Raw genomic sequence first — 21,835 nt, 5'->3', positions numbered from 1 at the left:
ACTCATTTCTTAAAGATGTTGCTTAAATGACTTTTAGTTTTAAAGTTAATTTCAAAATCTTTTGTGTAGAACTTTTTTAAATTACTCACTCATTAAATTAATGAATTCAAATTATTTTGTTCGGTAAACTTATTGTCTCTAAATTTGTTGTTATACTAACTAAATTAGCGAAGAGCTTAAATTTTTTCAGTTATGGCAATAATGATAACAGACGAGTGTATTAATTGTGGCGCATGCGAACCAGAGTGCCCTAATACAGCTATATATGAAGGTGGAGTAGAATGGAATTGGTCTGGTGGTACTTCTTTATCAGGCAAAGCGAAGTTAATAGATGGATCTGAGGTTGATGCAGATGAAATGCAAGAACCGATTTCAGATGAATTTTACTATATCGTAACAGGGAAATGCACAGAGTGCACTGGGTTTCATGAAGAACCACAATGTGCTGCCGTTTGTCCTGTTGATTGCTGTGTAGACGATCCAGATAATGAAGAAACTGACGGGGAGTTAATGGCCAAGAAAGAGTGGATGCATAAGGAATAGTAATTTTTGAACTTAAAATATTTAAACCCGCAAGCTTTAAACCCTTGCGGGTTTTTTATTTTATGTAATTCAATAAGTATCGGCTTTAGAAAGAGAATACAATAGGTTTTTACGATAAAAAAGCAACTGATCACGCTTAGCGGAGTGGAATTCTGAAAAGTGGAAGAGGGGATAGGGTTGTTGCGGTTTGAATAGCCCGTTTGTTTGCGGCTCCCTAAAGACACAGTCATTTCACAAATTAAGAAATAGCTAACCGTGTTCTAATTATAGTCTTTTTGTTATAAACTACCATTTTCATTCTTGTAGGATATTAATTACATTTATTACATCAGTTCAATTACAACCAAAACCTTAAGCTCAGCTTTATTTTTTGAATTGTAATGACTTACATAATAGATATTTTATCACCTAAAGTTGCATATCAACAACTGTTGTAAGCACCTATATGAATACAATAAAAAATCCGTTAGATTAGTGCCAATAATATATAAACGCAATAATAGCGTTTGCACAATTGTTAGCCTCAATAGATCTTCGAATGAACATTTCATTTAAAGCAAATAGTTTTGACAAAGTTTTGGGTGCGGAACTTTCTATTCGTGAGAGAATGCAGATCAAAGTGTATGGACTGGGCCACTTAAACATAACAAGTGGACCAGAGGAGTTGATTACTGAAATTAGAAAGCATAACCCTTCCAGAATTCATTTAGATCAAAGACCCAACGGACTTGTAGGACGTTTGGGAGATAAGTTGACTTTTTCTGTGCAATACGATAAAATCGACCAAATAGAGATCATCAAGGAGCCTGACAACATCGAACCGTTTCCTTTTACTCCTTTTTGGTTTCTTTACAACATTGGCCTTCCAATAAAGTATGCGAGATGGACAAGGATCAGAGGTGATACTTATCACGCAGGAGAACTTACAGGAATTATTAAACTCAAAGATAATCAGCGTATTGAATTCAATTTAGATGGAAATATGTTTGAGGCTGTTAAAACATTCTTTTCTTCTAAGTTTTTATCAAGCTTCTCAGAGATTAAAGAAATAGATACTGAGGCTAACACTATGTAAAAACCATGCGCTTAAGCAGTTTCCGGCAAGCAAAGTAGTTGATTCCCGCAATTTTTAGCAGGCAGAGCAAAAAGTAAATTCATGCAGTTTCAGTCACATCAACTAGGCTATTGATAGCAAAATAAAAATTGCTATCTTCATCGCCTTAATTAATAGTGGCGCACGGATTTTTACACGCGCCCGTTAGGGACAATCCGCTCTATAGCTAAGCCATTGACTCCGAAAGCTAACGGAAGAGCAGAAAAATTTAGTGAATTAATAAAAATCAACAAATGATAATGTATTGGTCAGAATTACAATGAAAAGAATTTTACCATTATTAGCCGCTTTATTGCTGTCCACGTTCTTTACATTGGGACAAGAGCTATCTGGTGCTTGGAAAGTAGATTATATTCGTTCAATGGAAGAAGTTTATTCGATTGACAGCCCTGCTGATTCTGTTGAAAAAATGGAATCATTTTCTATTGTTTCAGGAATAGTTGAGTTCTCTGATAAAACTGTAAAATTTCATAATTTTAAAGAAAAGCCTAATAAAACAAGAGTTAAAAAGGGAGGGATTTTTAAGCTTAAAGGAGAAAAAATTAAAATAGAATCAATTAATAAAGATAGTATCATTTTAAGACCTATTGAGGATAAAGAAACCTATATTGTACTAAAACCTTTTAGCTCCGAGGATATTGAATTGAGTGCTAGAGATTTTGAAAATACTGAATGGCAAGTAAAGTCTGAATTAGGTTCACTTTCATCTTTAAAATTTCACTTTTCTGATTCAAGTACTCTAACTTTAATTTATCAGGGTGAAGAATACGGTTATGCAAATTATGGTGACTGGAAATTGGCTAATAGCGAGAATTACTATGTTCTGTATATCGCTGATAGAGAATCTTTAAAGGAATATTTCTTTAATTTAAAATCTGAAGCTAAAGGTCGCATTGTAGCTGAAGTTTCAGTCCAAGAGTGGTCAGACTTTCCAAAAGCGACTATTGTCACTTTAGAAAATAATGGACTATTAACATTAAAAGAATTTCAGAAAAAAGAATATGAATTAATTGGGAAATGGTCATTTTCAAGATTTTCAAATAATATAAATGCTCTGCATATTGATTCAATCTTAAACCTCAATTTCTCTATAGAATTCAAGGATAATGGACAGTATGTTTCAAATAATAAGATAACCCTTGTAAAAAATAAAAATAGAATTGATTTCACAAACAATGAACAAGGCACTTGGAGATTAGCAAAAAACGGATCCTATGTAATAATTAAATCAAATGATGGTTGGGAAGAATATCTGTCAATATATTCCTTGAACTTAAATAATTTAAGCCTTGATTTAAACTATAGATATGATGAAAGAGCAAGATTTGCTGCACGAATAGATTTTGAAAAAGAAAGTCCCTAACACTACATATAGCTTATGGCGGCTTCAGGGGTAAAAGAAAATTTTGTACATTTAAATAGCAATAGTGCGGGCAGACAAGAAGGCACTTTAAAAACCGCCACAAAGCCATATGCTTAGCGTTGGCAGCAAGCAAAATAAATGGCGAATAATCACGACATAGAAACATATTCCAAATTAGGTGAAGGGATAAACTTTTACTTGAGTGAATCATTTCACTATTTAAATGAAGTCTTGATTTATGAGTATGCCTCAATTATATTTTCTAAATACATTGACAAAATTGACCCGACAGAAGCAGACAGGAAACTAATTGAAAATCTTAGCTTGCCTGACAATCCAGTTGAACTCTTACAAACTGATAGCATCGAAGCAATCTCTGACGAAACAGCATCTCAAATGGCTGCTTCATGGGAAACCGCACAGCAAAAGGCTCGCTTAGGCCAACACAGTTTTGGACATCAACACGAAATAAACTCTATTGAAATCTTAGGGCACTTAAACAATTTCGGCTTTTTCATAGAAACATTAGTTAACAGGCATTTACTCTTTTTAAATCATATAAACGAAATAGACAATTTAAGCTATTCACGAATATCGACTGCTAGGATTATTGACCGCTTGATATACATATTCAAGGATGATTTAAAACTGAATAAAGTTCAAATCAATGAAATCGTAAATCTCTTTTCATTGAGAAACAAAACTGTACACTACACGCCCGATAATGCGAAGGCTTTGAAGCCAAAACTGTCTGAACTACTCAAAATATGGAAACAAACGAAGAAAGTAGTTGAAATGCTTGAGAAAAAGGAGAAGTTTAGCGAAGACAACTTTTCTGAACTTTTAGAACAAAATATTAATAAAATAATTCAACGTTGGAAATAGCAGCAATCTGAAAAACGAGCATTATGGCAATAGTTTCTTTCTTATTTGGTTCAGGCTTTTCGATTCCTGAAGGACTCCCAGGAGTACGGCAATTAAATCAAAGAATGGGCAAAATCGATGAAAGTGAAATTCTAATTCATACTGACCAGCATGCGATGTTCCTAAACGGTCAAGATGACCCCAACAGATGGAGCAGATGGGATGAACGACAATTTCTTCAAGAGTTCTTGGAGTTTTACAATAATGATGTTTTAAAAGATGACCAAGAATTTCACTACGAAACATTTTATGATTTCTATTCAGGTTATCTAAGAGAAAAAGAAAATAAGGATTTAATTGAAGGCTTTTACAAGGCTTTTAATGATAAGCACTTCAAAGGGAAAGATGGGCAGAGAGATTGTTACAATAGAGTTTCTGATTTTAATCGCAGTTTTAATCAACTTTTAGGGTCGCAATTACACAGCTTAAAATACTTTGAAGATGTTAGCACATTAAACTACCCACCGTACGATTCATTTTGGAGCCTATTAAGAGAGTTACTCAAGGTAAATGACCTGAAAGTTCATACTCTAAATCATGACTTATTCTTTGATTGGATTGGTAGACATCATTCGGATTTATGGCAAGAATTTTCTGATGGATTCGAGCTTGAAGGTTCTCCTTTTTATGGAACTGTCAGCTATGACTTTCCTCATGGCGACAAAAAAGTACATAAAACATATAAAGTCAAATTGGAGCGATTTACAGATAAGTTCGACACTAAACTCTGTCTGTATAAATTGCATGGGAGCGTATTTAATACGGTAATTTATAGACAGAACCATGAAAGAGTTAGAATTAAGTCAAACTATGCAGTAAGAGACTATCATGAAGAAGTATTTAACGAAGAAAAGAAGAAATTTGAGTTTCAACACCTGTGGGATGATGTGTCTCCAGATTTTCTTAGTGGTACCACAGAGAAAACTAAGAGATACATTGAAGATGACCATTACATCAAACTCTTTAAGCACTTTGAATCGAACCTAAAGGAATCTTCTCTGCTAATCGTTGTTGGCTATGGATTTCAAGACCCTGGAATAAATGACTATTTGATTAATAATTTCTTAGAAGCAGGAAAGAAAATGATAGTTATCGATCCTTATAAACCTAAGTCGGATATCCTCGATAAGTACAACTGTGACTATGTAGCTCAAGGTGTTACAAAAATTCCTTACCAAGATTACTTGAAATTGATTCCGAAAGAACTACTAAAATAGAAGCCATCTGCTAACAGAACCTAATAATATGAGACTATTCAAAATATTAAAATCAATCTTCTCATCTCCTCAGAAAAATGTCTCTGTCCCACAACAAGTGGCGACTTCAAACGAGTTTAGCATAGAAAAACGAGCACTGCATGAAGCTGCTCATGGAATTGTTTGGTATTTATTTAAAGATTATTGGATAGTCAATAGACTTACAATCAATCCTGACGGTCTTCCAGACAAGAGTATGAACGGTGCCTTGCATATATCAGCAAATTTCAATGTAAAAACAGAAACTAATATTCAGAGAGCTAATGAAATTGCAGCAATTGCCTTGGCAGGCATGATTGGACAGAACATTGAAATCATCCTACAAAGAGACATGATTACTCTCGAAATCATAAATGCTCAGCATTTTAAAGACATATTAGACACAACGGGTTGTGGTGGCGATTTTGAAATTGTAATGAAATATTTAAAGTATTTATCTCAGGAATTTAAAACGAGTGATTATAACTTTTTAAAGTTCAAAATTATGGACTTAATAAGCATTTTTCAAGAACACAATTTCGTTCAACGAATTCATAAAGAATTATCACAACTTCTGATTGACGAAGGGTCTATTGATGGCAAAGATTTAATTGATTTTTTGGAAAATAAAAACTTTCAAGACTATATTGAAGATGAAAACTTGGACATCAATTTTTTTCATAATCGATAAAATAAAAAAGCCAGCTGCCAACAAAACCTATAAGCAATAGCGCCCTTCGGGACACTACTGCTCATAGCCAAACCGTTAGCTGTAAATGGACTTGCAACAAAAATGGGACAGGATAATAATCTAATTTATATATTGCTTGCTGTGGGTTTTATCCTTTTAGGTATTGGAATACAACGATATCTTAAGAAAACAGGTCTCAGCGATATGCAAAGAGTGTTAGGGACAACTGTGTATTGGCTCAAACTTCAGTCTTATTTTTTAATTATCATGGGTAGCTTATCATTGTTAGCATTTCTTTTTGGTTTCTTGATCAGTCTGTGAAGGTGAAATATAACTACAGCTAACACTTTATAAACCCCATTTGCTCACCACGATGTAAAGAGTTTATTGCTAAATAGCCCGTAATTTATGCTTGCTTTTCATAGCTGGCAAGTAAAGATGTTGCTTTGATCGAGTATAGTGCTTAATTATTCTAAGATTTTGCAATTAGTAAAGTTTATCAGTTTGTGGAGAAAGCATAAATTACTACTTTCAGTATTTCACAGACCAGTATAGCAAACGGGTTTCCTACTCGAAATGGTTCCATTTAATAAAAAGCAATAGGATTACTTGATATATACTTTTGGAGGTATTAATTTTTGATTCCTAAATTTCAACCAAGCTATATAAGAATGTCCAAAGAAAACTTTGAAGCCTTAAAAGACAAAATAGAGCGCCTATCGCCCAGTGAAGTAAAAATACCCAATATGCCTGTAGATGTTTTTTTACAGGAAGCCTACAATTTATATCAATGGAGCAAAGCAGATCAGGGGAAATTAATCAAAATAGGAATAAAGGATTTCCAGGAGTTTGAAGCCCGGATAGGGGCATTAAGTTATGTGCAATCCCAATGGGTGAATAATCGATATCAGAAAGGGCCTTACAGGCAGGAGTGGGATGAAAAAAGTAAAAAAGCCGAGGATTTAAAAAACGAACTGGAAAATGCTTTTCGCTTTGCCTTTCGCAAACGAGCTGACTTATTAAAAAACTTGCAAGAAATAGCTAAAGGCAGCCATAATTCAGATTTAATACAGGATTTAAGCGATTTATCTGCTCTCGGAAAAGCGAATTTACCCTTATTGGAAGCTATAAATTTTGAAGGAAGTAAACTAGATCAAGCAGAAAATGAAGCTTCAGCATTAAGTAGTCTGTTGGCTAAAGTTAAGAAGGAAAAAAAAAGAGAAGGCTGAGCTTAAAGTCTGTAGGGATAAAACCTATACCTATTTAAAAGAATTAGTAGATGAAGTAGCCCAAGCAGGTAAATATCTTTTTAGGAATAAAGAAGCGAAACGTAAAGGCTATTTCAGTAGATATTTGAATAAGCGATAAGCTCTAAATATACGTCCTGAAGTTCAGGAATGAAAAATATAAGTCAGGGTAGAATAAAATTACTCAGGGAATACTTTTTCCTAATCAGAAAACTGTAATTTAAGTCAGGAAGAAATAAAATAGGGCAGGAGTTAAGAAATAAACTCAGGACAAAATATTATTTGGATTTATAGTGTACTGTAATCAAAAAACTATTAAAAATTCATCTTCTCAAGCTATTGACTCACTATTGTGTTTTATTATAAATCCGATATATTTACAGTTATACCCATTACCAAAACGTTAAGCTCAGCTTTATTTTTTAAATTGTAATAACTGTCATAATAGATATAAAGTCACCAGGGGTAACTATATTCAATTGTTAGGTGCAATTAAGGATGATGAAAGTCACTGATAAAGAAGATAGATTTTGGTTTTTCCTTGAGAACGGAACAGACTTTTACATTGATGTGCACTGCAATGTATCAGCATTCGGATTCTCAATGCTAATAAAGTTGAATAAAGAAGAAGCAGAGAATTATAGAAAATCAGGTTATGAATTTTTAAAAGAGTTAGCTCGCGATATTCAATATTATTCTCAATCCAAATATAAAGACCGGCACGAATTAGGCGAAATTGGAAAGATTGCACATAATGCAATAATGACTTTTAATAAAAATTCAGACTCAGGTAATTAGTATGAGAGATTACATTTTCGAAAGTATCAAGAAAGGAATAAAACTAGAAAATGGTCACTTTATTGAATGGGGGACCGAATTGAGTGAACTCATTAAACTTTCAAATAATCACTATCAAGACGATAGCTATATATCATTGCAATTCGGTGAATTTAAATTATTTGAAAATATAGATCTAAATATTTCAACCTCAAAATTAAGTAAAGATGGTACAACGCTGACTAGTGTGGGAACTGGAATAAGAGATAAAAAAGAAGTTAAATCACTTATTGATAAGCTAATTCATTTATTAGGTAAACCTGACGAATTTTATGACGGAGATTATGGCATATTCACACATTGGGAAAACAACAATAATAGAATTGAAATAATTACGAGAGACCATCATGGAGGATCATGGTGTGAATTTCATATAAAGACTAAAAAAGCACCTAACATTTTGTAAAAATGCATTAAAACGCATTTTACACTACTCGTTGGCAACAGCAACCATCTTTGCAATTGATTCGTATTTGGTGTATATTTACATCAAATAAAGAATTATGGCACGTCAAAGTATTTCAATTACCGAACCAAATGACAAGTGGCTAAAAGCTCAGGTCGATAGTCAAGAATATTCAAGTAAGAGTGAATTAGTTAACGACTTAATCCGACAAGCAAGAAACCAACAAAGGCAAATCGATTGGGTTAGGGCAAAACTTGAAAAAGCTGAGAAAAGTGGTTTTACAGATGCAACTAAAGAACAGATTTTAGCACAATCTAAGTCTGATTTGAATGGCTAATTACAGACTTAGTAATGAAGCCAAAAATGACCTCATCAGAATACATCAATACGGAGTTAAAAGATTTGGCGAGCAACAAGCCGACAAGTATTTCAATACATTCTTTGATTACTTTGACATGATAGCAGAGCGGCCGTTTTCATACGAGTCTGTCGACTATATTAAAGAAGGATATAGACGTTGTGTCTGCGGGGTAGACAGCATCTATTTTAGAGTAAAGGACGAGCTTGTTGAGATTTTGGCAATCATTGGACGACAAGATGCCACTGAAATACTAGGATAAAGTTACCAACACAATCTATAAAACATGCACTTAAGCAGTTTCGAGTAAGCTCAGTAGTTAATTCGTGCAATTTTTGGCATACGAGCAAAAAGATAAGTCAACCAGTTTCCGTCACTTCCAGATAGCTATTGATAGCAAAATAAAAATTGCTAACTTTATTGCCTTAATAAAATGTCGCGCACAGATTTTTACACAAGCCCGTTAAGCTTAATTTCTGCAAAATGTGAATCTGAGCATTCTAAATATAAATCAACTTCATCTTCTTATCCCTATTAAAAAGTAGTAACTTTGTAATTACAATAAATAGAAGAGATTATGGAGGTTTCAGTTGTACAGATAGGTAATTCTAAAGGCATCAGATTTAGTAAGACTATTTTGGAGAAATATAATATTAAGGATAAGGTGGATTTGATTTTAGAAAAAGGGTAGATTATTATAAAACCCATTTCAAAACCTCGAAAAGGGTGGGAAAAAGCATTTAAGGAAATGTCTGAGAATAAGGATGATAATTTACTATTTGATGATGTGTTCGAGGATGAAAATCTAATCGAATGGAAATAAATCAGTACGAAATCGTTTTAGTCAATTTGAATCCTACAATTGGAAGTAAAATTCAGAAAACCAGACCCTGCATAGTGATCTCCCCAAATGAGATGAATAAATATCTGAGGACGATCGTGATTGCCCCTATGACAACAAGCTCAAAAAATTATCCCACTCGAGTAGAAGTAAAACACGACAACAAAATAGGCTGGGTTGTGCTCGATCAGATTCGGACTATAGATAAGCAAAGAATAATTAAACCTTTAGGAAGATTATCAAAACCCGAAATCAAAGAAATTAAAAGCATTATAAAGGAAATATTTGTGGATTAACAACTAAGTCTAAGGTTACCTATAAAAGTATTTGCTTATTGTTTCTATTGATTGAGCTTGTAATTTGACTTTGCTATTTTGTGTTTCGTCAGCTATGTGTGGCAAAGGCATTTTAGCCCGACATTATAAACTTCCATTTTCTTTCTTGTAGGATTTTAATTACATTTATTGCATCAGTTCATCTACAACCAAAACCTTAAGCTCAGCTTTTTTTTTGAATTCTAATGACTTACATAATAGATATTTTATCACCTAAAGTTGCATATAAACAACTGTTGTAAGCACCTATATGAATACAATAAAAAATCCGTTAGATTAGTGCCAATAATATATAAACGCAATAATAGCGTTTGCACAATTGTTGCCAACAATTTGAATGAAAAACATAAATCCAAATAGAATTAAATTTTATCAATTCTTAAATGATGACCTTTCGTTGGAATCATTTGAAAAGTGGATTTATGAAAATAAGGAACTCGAAAACACAATCCCAGAAGACCATTATAACGACTTGTTAGCGTTCAATTTCAAAAGTCGAGAAGTAAAAAAGTACATAAAATCAGTTGTCAAAAAGCATTTCGACTGGAGGGAATACGAAAAGTGGAGAACAGTAGAACTATTAAAAAAAATAAAATCCGGTAAAGTTGAAATTGTATTAGCTACAAGAAAATTGAGAAAATTATATCTTGAACAAGAATTGGAAATTAAAAGACCATTTCTGTCAATTGGACTTGCAATAGGGTATGAAAGTGAACTCGACAATTGTCCAATAGAATCAGAATACAATCAATGGAATTCGGATGCTTTGAAAAAGCAACTTGAACCAGTAGAATGGTATCGAAAACAGATTTTAGAAGACGTTGATTCGGAACTTAACGAATTACTAAAACCTGAATTAAAAACGATTGACCTCGGGCATATTGAAAATATCAAGCACCTGCACGACACTTTTGCCGAACGATTATATTTTCCTGAATTTTATGGAAATAATTGGGACGCATTTTGGGATTCAATAACTGGAATTGTAGAAATGCCCAATGTTTTGACATTGACTAATTGGGATAAATTTGAAAACACGTTTGAGAAAGAATCAAAAATATTGAAAGAAATAATAGCGGATTACAACAATCAAAACGCTGAAAAATTAATAAAAACTGTTGGCAACAATGGGTATAAAACATAGGGCGGAATGTGATTTCCGCAAGTTTTGGGTTTCTAGTAAAGTTCGTTTCGGGCGGACAGGAAAGTACTTCGAAATGCCCTACGTTTCATACCCGAGACCGTTGTAGGGCATTATGAACAAGAATGACATGAAATATCAGAATGCAGTTGATAAGGTAGCTAAGGACTTTTCTTTGAAGACAATAAATGAGTTGATTTCAATGCCTAATTATGGTATTATAGAAAGCTTTGACAAAGTAAAAGTTGGATATTCAAAGTGGGAAAAAGATTCTGATATTTTACATATCCATATTCTAGCAGAACGAATTATATTCCCGTTTCCTAGATTATACAGAAAATACCATGCAGGAATAGCAATTGAAAACGATTTAATACGATTACTCACAGACAAAGAACTAGGAGAATACGACTAAAACAACAATGAAGTACAAGAATTACAAATCAGCAATACACAATTTCACACACTCATTCATAAGCATTGACTTTATGAAAAGTGGACGACTTGCAGTAAATGTACTTATTGATTTATACAACTTGAATACGGAAACAAAGATAACTTTCGACTTCATTAGCAGTGCAATTCAACCAACAGAAGCAGTAAGTAAAGAGAGCAAGCAATTACTAAATGACTATTTGGATTGGTTGCCCGGACATTTTGAATCACACAATTGCGACTTAAGCAGATTGGAAAAATTAGAAATAACTATTTGGACTGACTTTGAGAAAGCCTTTTCACCAGTAGGAATGAATAATGCTATCGAATTTACAGTAAATGCTTTGACTAAATGGAAAGCGGAAGGACGAGAAGAACAAATAATTGAAATCTCACAAACCGAGTTGATTAAGAAAAACTTTTTAAAGTTGAGAATTCCTGAAATGTAGAGTATATGAAAAAGATTCTCACGATAAAGAACATATTAATCACGATTGGAATTATACTTTTTGATTTAGCTGTTTACATATTTTTTGTAATGATGCTTATGAGTTATGATGACTTATATGATGAGAGTAAAGGTGAATATTGGAGTTTAGAAAGCATGACCATTGGGCAAAAGGCAAGTTCTATTGGGATTAATATTTGGCATGTGATTAACCTGATAGTAATTGGATACGTGATTTTTAGAGTGATAAAAATAATAAGGAAAAACGCCCTACAACAATAAATATAGGTCATTTGGCAGTTAGTACTAAATTTAAACATGAGTACAATTAATAAAATATATAGCGGCTTGATAATTTGGAGCTTTGAAATGCCAAACGCCCCATATTCTCAACGTTACCCACAATAGACTTTCATGGCGAAGAAAAACAGTCAAGCAGAATTTGTAAAATGGTTTGGTCCACTCTTAGACGCACTGAGAGAACTAGGAGACTCAGGAAAACCACGAGAGGTATCTAACAAAATTGCCGAAACTCTGAACTTATCGGATGAAGTACTTGATGAAACTTTGAAGTCAGGCGGTAATAAATTTCACAATCAAGTTGCATGGGCTCGCCAATATCTGGTGTGGGAAGGCTTATTGGACTCCTCTAAGCACGGGACTTGGAAATTAACTGATAAAGGCAAAGAATCAACACTAACAGAGCACGAAGCAAGAGATGTTTTTCTAAAGTGGGTCGATTTTCATAGAAAAGCACGAGAAGAAAAGGGACGATCACAGGTCATCAAAGATCAGGAAGGAAATACTCCAGAAGAATATGAAAAGGAATCATCACCTGAACTTCTTGAAGTATTACAAAAACTAAGTCCATCTGGTTTTGAAAAGGTTTGCCGTGAGTTATTACGAGAACATGGATTTGAGAACGTAGTGGTTACGGGTGCTTCACATGATGGAGGAATTGATGGTTATGGAACACTTGAAATTAACCCGTTTGTTAGTTTCAAAGTCCTTTTTCAATGTAAGAGATACAAAGGAACAGTATCAAGAGCTCAAGTTGGTGATTTCAGAAATGCAATGATCGGAAGAGCCGAAAAGGGCATCATCTTAACAACTGGAACGTTTTCAAATGACTCAATCAAAGAAGCCAATCGTGATGGGGCACCTCAAATTGAACTAGTAGATGGGCAAAAGCTGATAGAGATGTTTGAGAAGGTCGAACTTGGGGTATCACCACGAACTGTTTATGAGGTCAACCTTCATTATTTCAAATCATTCATGGATTAAAGTTTCCCTTTATTGAAACTTTTTCTAACTTTGTCTTGTATTATATAATGTTGATTTAGTGGAGAAAAAGTTTGAGATCAAGTTATTGGAAGAGGCATTCGAATTTATCAAAAGCCAAAATGATAAAGTTCAGGATAAAATATTCTACAATATTCGTAAAGCTCAAATCTTGAATGATCCCAAGCTTTTCAAAAAGCTAAATCAAAACATTTGGGAATTCCGAACCAAATATGCAGGACTTCAATATCGGATTCTTGCCTTTTGGGATAAGGAGAATAATGAAATGACACTGGTTTGTGGCACACATGGATTTGTCAAGAAAACAGACAAAGTAAGCCCTCAAGAAATTGAAAAGGCCGAACAGATCAGAGCGGAATACTTTGAACGAAAAAAGAAACGAAAATGAAATCATACACATTAGATGAAGCCCAGGATTTACTAATCGGTAAGATTGGAACCCCTCGCAGAGATCAATATGAATTTGAACTCAAACTTGAACTCATTGGAGATATGATCAAGACTGCTCGAAAGGAACGTCACCTAACGCAAGAACAGCTTGGCGAGCTAATTGGTGTTCGGAAATCTCAAATTTCTAAACTTGAAAACAATGCCAAAAATGTAACTATCGAAACTATATTGAAGGTATTTGAGGCATTGAAAGCTAAGGTCAACTTTAAAGTTGAACTCCTTAACAACGAACTAAATATCGCATAAAATGTGGGTAACAAAATGTAAGAAATCATAGCCACACTATACCAACGCACAATCCAAAGCTACGATTCTTACATAGGCGTTGTGTGCCATTTGAAAACATGAGACTGTTCATATTAACATTATTAATTACCACTTTTTTGACGGCTTGTTCGAATGAACAAAACAGCCAGTCAAATAATGAAACTGCTATGCCCGAACTACCGACTTTCAGATACAATCCTAATCCGGAGAAACTTGGGATAATTAAAAAGGAAAAGACAACATGTCCAATTTGCAACCAAAAAAGAAACTACGTTTATGAAGGACCTTTCTACTCAGTAGACGAAGTTGAAGGAATTTGTCCTTGGTGCATCAAGGACGGTTCAGCAGCCAAAAAATATGACGGGGAATTTCAAGACGCTGCATCTTGCGACCCTGTTGATAAACAAGAATACTTGATTGAGCTGACAACAAAAACTCCAGGATATTCAGGATGGCAGCAAGAAAGATGGCTAAGTCATTGCGGTGATTTTTGCGCTTTAAAGGCTTATGTTGGTTGGGCAGAAATAAAGGACTTAAAGGAAGAACTCTCAGACGACCTAAACGAAATCAAAACTGACTACAACTTGACACAAGAAGAATTAGAAAAATACTTAGTCAATAATGGCAGTATGCAAGGTTATTTGTTCCAGTGTCTACATTGCAAAAAGCACCGAGTGACAATTGATTTGGACTAAAATGAAAATAAAAAACGGCACACAACAGCACCTAAGAAAACATGGGGGGGCGGTGGTTTCTGCAAGCATGGTTTTTCATAGTTATATTTGCTGTAAACTGATAGTGAAAAGCTTCGAAAAGCCCCACGTCTCTTAGCTGCGACACGTTGTGTGCCATTTTAGAAGACCGTTACTACAATAAAATGATTCAAAAATGAATAGACTTTCATTCAATATAATTCCAAGTCCAGAATCAAATGACCATCAAGTTAGGATTTTGATTGATAACGAAGATTGGTTGCATGATGATTATTTGGGTATTGACCCGCCAAGATTTTTCCAACAAGAAACATTTTTAAGCGGTGATTTATTGGTCGGCAGATGTGATTGCGGAGTCGAAGGCTGTGGAGATTTGATTGTAAATGTTCATTCAGACAAAGACAAAATGATTTGGACAAACAATGACGGATTAAAGCTGCAATTTGATAAGACAGAATACTCAAAAGTAATCGAATTCTCAAAAACTGATTTCAAATGGGAAGATATTAATCGTAGAGTTGAAAGGTTAATGACCAATATTTTCAATGCCTCGCAGACTATTGATGGATTGACTTTTGATTGGGCATCTTGTAGGATTGAGAATAAAAGAGTTAATTTATCATATAGCAAAAAGGGATTACCAGAAGATTTTAAGCAAGAGATATTAAAATTCGCTTGGGACGGGAAATCAGAAAGTAACGCAATTGACAATGCTGAAAAATTTTTACAGACTAATAAAAGATTGAAAAGATAAACGGCACACAACAATGTGTATAATTCATAAGGGTTACAGAGGTTTTCGAGCGTTATCACCCGCATCAATTTTGGGTGGTAACTTGATAGGTTTGAATTCCGCAATCCCTTACGAAATCATACACTTAACGTTGTAAGCCATTAGAAGAAAGCCCGAACAGTAACAAAAATGTTAAGACAGGAATTACAATCATATTTTGACAGAGTCTATCCCTACTCAAAAATTGAAACTGAACATACACTCGGTGGACAAGTTCATATTCGGTTTGAACTTGGAGACGACAAGGAAAATGGCACAATCGAAAGAGTGAATCATTCAACAGAAAGGGCTTTGACTGTTTTCAATGAAACATTCAATGACTCCTCACACGAAATTTTCGTTTTGATTTACGAGTATCAAGGAGACAATATTTACAATGCTTCAAATGACTATTTGCACAGCCTATTTCCTTCCGATAAATTCAAGAAATTTTACAACCAGCTTGAAGTGGTAAATACTCGTTTCTTTACAACAGATGAAAATGGAAATGACGTTTTAGAAAAAGATGAAGTACGGATAATTATTGGAAAACTTCCTGTCAAAGAAATTGCAGTCAAGAAGATTCTAAATGGAATCGCAAATACTGAAATGGGCTTTGATCCTAGTATTGACCAAAGAGTATTTTTTTTCAATCCGATTACAGACAAAGCCTTTCAAATGTATGACGACAGGGGCTGTTATGTTTGGAGTGATATAGCTGATAAAATACGAGACATTTTTAAAAAACGAAATGACTGGATTGTTGAATATCACAGACCTGAAATTGAAGAATATTTTAAAAAATAAAAACGGCTTACAACATGGCATATAGCTTATGGCGGATGGACGGCTATCAGCAAGGCTTTTGCTTCGTTGCCAGCTTTAGTTTCGGTGGACAAGAAAGTGCTTCGAAACCGCCACAAGCCATATGCAAACCGTTGTGCTTCATGCGAAAAAAACTCCGATGACTAAGATTTAATGTTTCTGTTACTGCTCATATTAGCCTTTCTTTTGATAATCGGAATCCCGATTGGACTTTCCTATTTTATTTATCGTTTCATAAAAAAGAGAGATTACGACAAGCGACTAAGACTGATTGCTCTGACCCCAGTTCTGATAATGACATACCTGATTTATTCAGCACTTTATCCAAGCGAAGACTTTTATCGAACAGACTTTACCGAAGTAACAGGAATTAAATTACCAGAGCATGTTGAATTTAAGTACAAGTCTGCCACTTATCCCGACCACTTTGGAGACTACACTTCAATTTCTATTATCAATGTTGGAAGAGACTTTTACAACAACCTACCCAAAGCCTTGACTGAAAAAGGACTTAAAAAAAACGGACAGAAAATACACACAAAGGAATTCGACAAAGCACTAGAACACACAGACAATTTGGAAATTGAAAGTGAATTTACATTGGAAGAAGGTGGCGGAGTTTATTACTATGTAGGCTTCTTGACGGACAATGAAACGATAATTGTAAAAAGACTAAGTTGGTAAAAGAAAAAAGCACGAAAGCACAACATCGGCTATAGCAAATGCGGGTTGATTGCTTAAAAATGAAGATATTACAACTAAATAAAATCACGGTAGGCGGACAAGAAAGCGGTTTCAAAATCCCGCACTACGCATAGCCAAACGTTCAATAAGTGTAAAGTCAGAATTATATCAATGACCCTCAAGCGTTTCAAAAGCTTGAGGGTTTTATTTTACATTCCTTCTAAAAGCAATAATCGGCTGTCTTCTTTAAATTTTATTCTTCCATCCTTTACAATTGATTTTTCAGATGTATAATGGTTACGGACTTCTTGTCCCTCTTTAAAAATTGCAGGGGCTTCAATGTCTTTAATATTTTCTTCCATCACCACATAAATAGCATCATTGTAATTCTCATTTTCAAGTGTTCTAACAAAACTGTAAGGATCATCCGAAATTTTTTGATGTATTCCTGCCCCTACAGAAGGATGCTTTTTTCTAAACTGCCCTAATATTTGCCAGTGCTTATGGATTTCTTGAATGCTGTAGCCTTCTCTTTTGGAATTAGCCCCCAATTCGTCCCAATTCATGAATGATCTTAATTTGGCATCACCTTCTGCTTCTGCATTGAGTAAACGAGCAGTTTCATCTCCATAGTAAATTTGTGCTGCTCCAGGTGTTAATAATAAATAGTTAGCGGTATTATAAACCTCATTTCTATCAGCGTCATATGGATTACCATCATCATGAGAGGACAGGTAATTTAAAACTGATTTGTTTTTCAGTTCTCCTTGATTCAGGATTTCTGAATATTTTGTAAAGATTTCATCTGGATGCTTTTCCTTAAGCTCCCATTTTAAACAGAAATTAATCAAACTATGGAAGCCCTCATCAAAGAAATTAATGGCCGTATCACCATCATAAGTAAATTCTAAACCATCATAAATTGAATAGTTATAAATTTCACCTACCATGTAAAAATCTAAATCATCTAATTTCTCTTCAGGGTTTTCACCTTTCCATTTTCTTAATGCTTTTAAGGCTTCAGCATATAATTCACCCCAAATTCCTGCTTCTGTATGTTTAACCGTATCTACTCTAAAGCCATCTACACCAAACTCTCTTATGTAATCCGTTATCCATTTAATCAGGTAATATTTTGGAGCTCGTGGGTATCCTGTTCTTTCAAAGAACTCATCCAATTCTGCTAATTCTTTTTCAAGTCGTCCTTCTTTTTCCCATTTATCTAGTAAATGCTGAGGTAATTCAACTTCTTCCTCTGATTCGGTTAAAATATCGGGTAAATTATCAACCAAAGTGCATTTTACAGTGCTTTCCCAATCCTGATAGGTACAATTCGGATCAGTTCTTACCCATCCTTTCCATATTGGATCTTGCTCCGTTACCGGTCCTGTGTGATTCATAACTACATCCAGCACAATTCTAATTCCATTTTCATGAGCCGTTTTAACTAGTTCTGCTAATTCATCCATGGTTCCAAAGTTTGGGTCTAATGTGGTCCAATCTTTTGCCCAATAGCCGTGGAAGCCATAGCTTTTTCCTGTGCCCTCATCTACAGAACCATGAATCTGTTCAACCATCGGATTAATCCAAATAGCGTTCACACCTAAGTCATTGAAGTAGCCTTCTTTAATTTTTTGAGTAATTCCTTTTATATCACCTCCCATAAAACTTCTTAAGGGAGCTCCATCCTGCTTCCTGCCAAAATTCATATCATTTGTGGAATCAGCATTATTAAAACGGTCAGCTAATAGAAAATAAACAGTTGCATTCTCCCACATAAAAGGGGCTTTCTCATTTGATTGGTTGTCTTCTGTTTGCGGTGCTGAACAGCCTGTTAATAGTATAAATAATAAAAGGAGGTGAGTGATTTTCATGTATCTTCTGTGTTTTATCAAATTCAAAATAAAAAAGGGTAGCATTGTAGTGCTACCCTTAAGTATAATAGATTTTCTATTGATTAGCTTACTCCAGGAATCTGTTGAAATTCAACAGCTGGTTCACCATTTTTAAATGCTTTTCTAGGCTTTAAATTTAGAGTCTGGAATAATTCAGCGTCTTCATTTACTTCAGGATTTGGAGTAGTTAATAACTTATCTCCTGCGAAGATTGAATTTGCTCCAGCCATAAAGCAAAGAGCTTGCTCTTCCTGATTCATTCTTACTCTACCAGCAGATAATCTGACCATTGCCTTTGGCATTGTAATTCTTGCAGTAGCAATCATTCTGATCATTTCCCAAACGGAAACTTTAGGCTGCTTTTCCAAAGGGGTTCCTTCTACTGGAACCAATGCATTTACTGGCACTGATTCAGGATGCTCTTCCATCGTTGCAAGAGTATGAAGCATTCCCACTCTATCTTTATGTTGCTCGCCTAAACCAATAATACCACCAGAGCATACTGAAATTTTAGCTTTTCTCACATTATCGATAGTATCTAATCTATCATCATAAGTTCTAGTACTGATAATGTCATCATAATGCTCTTCAGAAGTATCTAAGTTATGGTTATAAGCATAAAGCCCAGCATCTTTTAATTTCTGAGCTTGAGATTCAGTAAGCATACCCAAAGTACAACAAACTTCCATATCTAACTCATTAATGCCTTTCACCATTTCTAAGACTCTATCGAAATCACGGTTGTCTCTTACCTCTCTCCATGCAGCCCCCATGCAGAATCTTGTACTTCCATTTTCTTTGGCAATTCTAGCACTTTCTAATACCTGTTCAGTAGGTAATAGCTTATGTACTTTAACATCAGTATGGTAACGTGCAGCCTGTGGGCAATACGCACAATCCTCAGGACATCCACCTGTTTTTACACTTAATAATGTACAAACTTGAACTTCTGAAGGGTCATTAAACTCTCTATGTACAGTAGCTGCTTTATAGATAAGTTCTAAAATGGGTTGATTATATATTTTTTCTATTTCTTCTTTCGTCCAGTCGTTCCTAATCTCTGTCATATTAGTTTTTTTAAATTAAATCAGCCTCTCTGATACTTATTTTATGTAAAAAAAGGAGCAATTTATTTGATTTCCAAATCAAATGGCATTCTTGTTTGCAATCCTTTATTTTCCATAACATATTCTAATTCTTCAACATATTGTGCCATTTCACCATAGGTGTATTTTTTATGGAGTAGCTTGGCTGAAGTTCCCATTTCTTCTAAAAGTTGCTGTATAAATGGTTTTTTCTCTGGATAATAAACTTTCATATAATCACCCTCTTCTAAACCAGCAGATTGAGCAGCGATGTTAACGGCTTCATCAAATCCTCCTAAAACGTCCACTAAGCCTTTATCTTTTGCTTCAATTCCAGACCAAACTCGTCCTGAAGCTACAGCCAATAAATCATCAATATCCATATTTCTTCCTTCCGCTGCTTTAGAAGTGAAATCCTCATATCCTTCTTCTACCATGTTTTGAATGATTTGCTTTTCTGCATCATTAAGGCTTCTACTTACAGTATATAAATCCGAATATTCACCGGTGCTTACTCTGTCGAAAGTAATTCCCAACTTGCTATCCATGAATTTTGATAAATCAGGTATGATAGAGAATATACCAATTGAACCGGTAATAGTATTAGGTTGAGCCACTATGGTATCGCAAGCCATTGCCATATAGTATCCCCCTGAGGCTGCTACACTTGACATTGAAGCTATAATAGGTTTCACCTCTTTTGCTAATTTAACTTCTCTCCACATCACATCAGAAGCTAAAGCACTTCCACCCGGGCTGTTTATTCTTAATACTATTGCTTTGATCTTATCATCAAGTCTAGCTTTTCTAATTTCTTTTGCGATTACATCAGAACCAATAGAGCCTTCTCCACCTTTCCCTGACACAATGTTTCCTTCTGCAACAATAACTGCAATTCGATTAGAATTATATTTATCCGCAACGAATGACTTGCTGTATTTTTTTACTGAGATAACGGGGATTTTAGCATCTTCTTCTAATCCTGCTATTTCTCTCATTTTAGTTAAAACTTCATCATAGTAACCTAATTTAGTTACCAGTTTATAATCCAAGGCATCTTCTGTGGTTCTTACTTTATATTCATCAGAAATTACTCTTAATTCGGTTGGATCAATTCCTCTTGATTCAGCTATATTTTTAATGAATACACCATAAACAGAATTCAATAATTCATTCATCTGCTTTTTACTGGCTTCACTCATATCCTTTCTTAAGAAAGGCTCAACCGCACTTTTGAAAGTACCTACTCTGAAAATCTGAGGTTCAATATTTAACTTTTCAAAAGTTCCTTTAAAGAAGGTGACTTCAGAAACAAGTCCATTCATTTCTAGCATTCCCGCAGGATTTAATATGATGTCATCCGCTACAGATACCAGATAGTAGCCTGTTTCTGAATAAATTTCTGAGTAAGCTAAAATCGGTTTTCCAGACTCTTTAAAGTCAATTAAAGCATTTCTGATTTCTTCAACTTGAGCAAAACCTGCCATTACGGAAGGAGCGTCCAAATAAATGCCCTTAATTTTATCATCATTTTTAGCATGTTCAATTGATTCTAAAATATCTGTTAAGCTAATGGGAGATGGTTCGTTTGCTAAAGTTTGGCTTAATTCAGCAAATGGGTCATCAGATGTCATTTCTACTATCGGTCTATTCAGATTCAGTTCTAGAAATGAATTTTCAGATACCTTTATTTCATTATCTTGAGAGGCGATTCCTGCAAATAAAAAGAAAAAGCCAAAAAAGAAGACCAGTAGTGCTAGTAAGCTAGCAAAGAAAATTTTAAAGAAACTTTTCATAAAAATTAATAAAGATTGATAATCGATTAAATTTTTCTGCAACGCTAATTGAGTTAATATTGCAGCTAATTACAAATTAGCTACAAACTAAAGTAATTTGAAAGAATAATTCTATTGATGGCATAACT

General features: G+C 34.4%; 26 protein-coding genes. 23 read left to right on the top strand and 3 right to left on the bottom strand.

What is annotated here, in order from left to right; translation table 11 throughout:
• Window positions 1–192: 192 nt before the first annotated feature.
• The 23 genes from QYS48_RS01115 to QYS48_RS01005 all read left to right on the top strand — a co-directional run bounded on the left by QYS48_RS01115 (window position 193) and on the right by QYS48_RS01005 (window position 16,931).
• Complete coding sequence (locus QYS48_RS01115) at window positions 193–543, top strand: 4Fe-4S binding protein (RefSeq protein ID WP_308357177.1); 351 nt, start codon at window positions 193–195, stop codon at window positions 541–543.
• Window positions 544–1,081: 538 nt separating this feature from the next.
• Window positions 1,082–1,618: a hypothetical protein gene (locus tag QYS48_RS01110; RefSeq protein ID WP_308357176.1), complete on the top strand. Its 537-nt coding sequence runs from the start codon at window positions 1,082–1,084 to the stop codon at window positions 1,616–1,618.
• 298 nt (window positions 1,619–1,916) lie between these two features.
• Window positions 1,917–3,020, top strand: coding sequence for a hypothetical protein (locus tag QYS48_RS01105; RefSeq protein ID WP_308357175.1), 1,104 nt, complete (start codon window positions 1,917–1,919; stop codon window positions 3,018–3,020).
• Window positions 3,021–3,158: 138 nt separating this feature from the next.
• Window positions 3,159–3,905 carry a hypothetical protein gene (locus QYS48_RS01100; protein ID WP_308357174.1) on the top strand — a complete coding sequence of 249 codons (747 nt, stop codon included), beginning with the start codon at window positions 3,159–3,161 and terminating at the stop codon, window positions 3,903–3,905.
• Window positions 3,906–3,928: 23 nt separating this feature from the next.
• Window positions 3,929–5,161 (top strand): SIR2 family protein, encoded by a 1,233-nt coding sequence (locus QYS48_RS01095; protein ID WP_308357173.1) that lies wholly within the window; start codon window positions 3,929–3,931, stop codon window positions 5,159–5,161.
• Window positions 5,162–5,189: 28 nt separating this feature from the next.
• Complete coding sequence (locus tag QYS48_RS01090) at window positions 5,190–5,870, top strand: hypothetical protein (RefSeq protein ID WP_302099742.1); 681 nt, start codon at window positions 5,190–5,192, stop codon at window positions 5,868–5,870.
• Window positions 5,871–6,541: 671 nt separating this feature from the next.
• A complete protein-coding gene (locus QYS48_RS01085; protein WP_302099743.1) occupies window positions 6,542–7,099 on the top strand; it encodes a hypothetical protein in 558 nt (185 codons plus the stop codon).
• Between the two features lie 516 nt (window positions 7,100–7,615).
• Window positions 7,616–7,915, top strand: coding sequence for a hypothetical protein (locus QYS48_RS01080; RefSeq protein ID WP_302099745.1), 300 nt, complete (start codon window positions 7,616–7,618; stop codon window positions 7,913–7,915).
• A 1-nt stretch (window position 7,916) separates the two neighbouring features.
• Window positions 7,917–8,360, top strand: coding sequence for a hypothetical protein (locus QYS48_RS01075; protein ID WP_308357172.1), 444 nt, complete (start codon window positions 7,917–7,919; stop codon window positions 8,358–8,360).
• Between the two features lie 97 nt (window positions 8,361–8,457).
• Window positions 8,458–8,697 (top strand): type II toxin-antitoxin system ParD family antitoxin, encoded by a 240-nt coding sequence (locus QYS48_RS01070; RefSeq protein WP_302099747.1) that lies wholly within the window; start codon window positions 8,458–8,460, stop codon window positions 8,695–8,697.
• Entirely contained in the window at window positions 8,690–8,980 is a 291-nt protein-coding gene (locus tag QYS48_RS01065) for a type II toxin-antitoxin system RelE/ParE family toxin (protein WP_308357171.1), read from the top strand. The genes QYS48_RS01070 and QYS48_RS01065 overlap by 8 nt, the downstream gene beginning before the upstream one ends.
• Before the next feature lie 551 nt (window positions 8,981–9,531).
• Complete coding sequence (locus QYS48_RS01060) at window positions 9,532–9,855, top strand: type II toxin-antitoxin system PemK/MazF family toxin (RefSeq protein ID WP_308357170.1); 324 nt, start codon at window positions 9,532–9,534, stop codon at window positions 9,853–9,855.
• Between the two features lie 376 nt (window positions 9,856–10,231).
• Window positions 10,232–11,038, top strand: coding sequence for a barstar family protein (locus tag QYS48_RS01055; RefSeq protein WP_308357169.1), 807 nt, complete (start codon window positions 10,232–10,234; stop codon window positions 11,036–11,038).
• Between the two features lie 127 nt (window positions 11,039–11,165).
• Window positions 11,166–11,450 (top strand): hypothetical protein, encoded by a 285-nt coding sequence (locus QYS48_RS01050; RefSeq protein ID WP_308357168.1) that lies wholly within the window; start codon window positions 11,166–11,168, stop codon window positions 11,448–11,450.
• Window positions 11,451–11,457: 7 nt separating this feature from the next.
• On the top strand, window positions 11,458–11,919 hold the full coding sequence (locus QYS48_RS01045) for a hypothetical protein (RefSeq protein ID WP_308357167.1): 462 nt from the start codon (window positions 11,458–11,460) through the stop codon (window positions 11,917–11,919).
• Window positions 11,920–11,924: 5 nt separating this feature from the next.
• The gene (locus QYS48_RS01040; RefSeq protein WP_308357166.1) at window positions 11,925–12,200 is read left to right on the top strand and encodes a hypothetical protein; all 276 of its coding nucleotides are present in this window, start codon (window positions 11,925–11,927) and stop codon (window positions 12,198–12,200) included.
• Between the two features lie 132 nt (window positions 12,201–12,332).
• Complete coding sequence (locus QYS48_RS01035; RefSeq protein ID WP_308357165.1) at window positions 12,333–13,202, top strand: restriction endonuclease; 870 nt, start codon at window positions 12,333–12,335, stop codon at window positions 13,200–13,202.
• Between the two features lie 58 nt (window positions 13,203–13,260).
• Window positions 13,261–13,608 carry a type II toxin-antitoxin system RelE/ParE family toxin gene (locus tag QYS48_RS01030; RefSeq protein WP_308357164.1) on the top strand — a complete coding sequence of 116 codons (348 nt, stop codon included), beginning with the start codon at window positions 13,261–13,263 and terminating at the stop codon, window positions 13,606–13,608.
• Window positions 13,605–13,916 carry a helix-turn-helix transcriptional regulator gene (locus QYS48_RS01025; RefSeq protein ID WP_308357163.1) on the top strand — a complete coding sequence of 104 codons (312 nt, stop codon included), beginning with the start codon at window positions 13,605–13,607 and terminating at the stop codon, window positions 13,914–13,916. The genes QYS48_RS01030 and QYS48_RS01025 overlap by 4 nt, the downstream gene beginning before the upstream one ends.
• 98 nt (window positions 13,917–14,014) lie before the next feature.
• On the top strand, window positions 14,015–14,632 hold the full coding sequence (locus QYS48_RS01020; protein ID WP_308357162.1) for a CbrC family protein: 618 nt from the start codon (window positions 14,015–14,017) through the stop codon (window positions 14,630–14,632).
• Window positions 14,633–14,825: 193 nt separating this feature from the next.
• Window positions 14,826–15,404, top strand: a complete 579-nt coding sequence (locus QYS48_RS01015) for a hypothetical protein (RefSeq protein ID WP_308357161.1) — start codon at window positions 14,826–14,828, stop codon at window positions 15,402–15,404.
• A gap of 168 nt (window positions 15,405–15,572) precedes the next feature.
• Window positions 15,573–16,229 carry a DUF3885 domain-containing protein gene (locus QYS48_RS01010; RefSeq protein ID WP_308357160.1) on the top strand — a complete coding sequence of 219 codons (657 nt, stop codon included), beginning with the start codon at window positions 15,573–15,575 and terminating at the stop codon, window positions 16,227–16,229.
• 312 nt (window positions 16,230–16,541) lie between these two features.
• The gene (locus QYS48_RS01005; RefSeq protein WP_308357159.1) at window positions 16,542–16,931 is read left to right on the top strand and encodes a hypothetical protein; all 390 of its coding nucleotides are present in this window, start codon (window positions 16,542–16,544) and stop codon (window positions 16,929–16,931) included.
• Between the two features lie 209 nt (window positions 16,932–17,140).
• Here the strand turns inward: QYS48_RS01005 and QYS48_RS01000 are convergent, their stop codons facing one another.
• The 3 genes from QYS48_RS01000 to sppA all read right to left on the bottom strand — a co-directional run bounded on the left by QYS48_RS01000 (window position 17,141) and on the right by sppA (window position 21,707).
• Entirely contained in the window at window positions 17,141–18,805 is a 1,665-nt protein-coding gene (locus QYS48_RS01000) for an alpha-amylase family glycosyl hydrolase (RefSeq protein ID WP_308357158.1), read from the bottom strand.
• 83 nt (window positions 18,806–18,888) lie between these two features.
• Window positions 18,889–19,893: a biotin synthase BioB gene (bioB, locus tag QYS48_RS00995; RefSeq protein ID WP_308357157.1), complete on the bottom strand. Its 1,005-nt coding sequence runs from the start codon at window positions 19,891–19,893 to the stop codon at window positions 18,889–18,891.
• Window positions 19,894–19,955: 62 nt separating this feature from the next.
• On the bottom strand, window positions 19,956–21,707 hold the full coding sequence (gene sppA / locus QYS48_RS00990) for a signal peptide peptidase SppA (protein WP_308357156.1): 1,752 nt from the start codon (window positions 21,705–21,707) through the stop codon (window positions 19,956–19,958).
• Between the last annotated feature and the right edge of the window lie 128 nt (window positions 21,708–21,835).

Origin of the sequence: Marivirga arenosa (assembly GCF_030503895.2) — a bacterium.
Classification (GTDB): Bacteria; Bacteroidota; Bacteroidia; order Cytophagales; family Cyclobacteriaceae; genus Marivirga; species Marivirga arenosa.
The sequence above is the reverse complement of the archived record's forward strand: the minus strand, read 5'-3'. Positions and strand labels throughout refer to the sequence as shown.